The sequence below is a fragment of the Methanoculleus sp. MH98A genome, from assembly GCF_000691865.1.
Lineage (GTDB): Archaea > Halobacteriota > Methanomicrobia > Methanomicrobiales > Methanoculleaceae > Methanoculleus.
This window is the reverse complement of the sequence record NZ_JMIO01000243.1, coordinates 1-790: the sequence shown is the minus strand read 5'-3', so window position 1 is coordinate 790 and position 790 is coordinate 1. Positions and strand designations below refer to the sequence as shown.

Annotated in this window: 2 protein-coding genes; both read left to right on the top strand. The window is 48.4% G+C overall.

Going from position 1 to position 790, the window contains the following annotated elements:
• A partial coding sequence (locus EI28_RS12815; RefSeq protein WP_048115434.1) for a restriction endonuclease subunit S occupies positions 1–437 on the top strand: 437 nt, incomplete at its 5' end.
• A gap of 41 nt (positions 438–478) precedes the next feature.
• A partial coding sequence (locus tag EI28_RS12810; protein WP_048115431.1) for a hypothetical protein occupies positions 479–790 on the top strand: 312 nt, incomplete at its 3' end.

The window sequence follows — 790 nt, the reverse complement described above, 5'->3', positions numbered from 1 at the left end:
GTATGCAGAGAACAAAACTTCAACCCTATGACGTCTTATTGAACATCACTGGTGCATCAATAGGGAGATGCACCTTTGTTCCTCAAGATTTTGGTGAAGGTAATGTTAATCAGCATGTTTGCATAATTCGGCTGAATGATAGCGGAAAACCTGAATTTATCTCCTCCGTCCTCTCCTCACATATTGGGCAGTTTCAGATCGAGTCACTTCAAGCGGGACTAAGTAGGGAGGGTTTAAACTATAGGCAAGTTCGGAGTATAAAAATTCCTCTCCCTCTCCTCCCCGAACAACACCGCATCGCCGCTATCCTCACCGCCGCCGAAGACCGGATCGCCCGCGAAGAGACCTACCGTGACAAACTGCTCGCCATGAAGAAGGGATTGATGGCCGACCTGCTCACCGGGAGGGTGCGGGTGCCGGAGGGCATTGATGCGTGATTGGTCAGTTACGAGAGGTCAAAAGGAGATTGTGATGGAATATGGTTCCTGATCTGAAAAACAAATCGCCGTACTTGCTCACTCTAGTTCCCACACTATTCTGGGCGACATTCTTGACTGATTTCAATCCGATAGTCCTTGCCATCACCCTTGTTGGTGCAGTCCTCTCAGGAACACACTTGGCAATCGTTGAGAGTATCAACCTGATCCCTAAAGACGAAAACGTAGAGGAGCGGTATCATGAGCTTTTGAAAGGGAAAGTCGTCGGCGCATTTTTTAGCGTTGTCGGAATCTATTCGGTCATTACGTATGCCGGTCTGGTCTACTTCGTAATCACAGCGTCTGGCAATTTG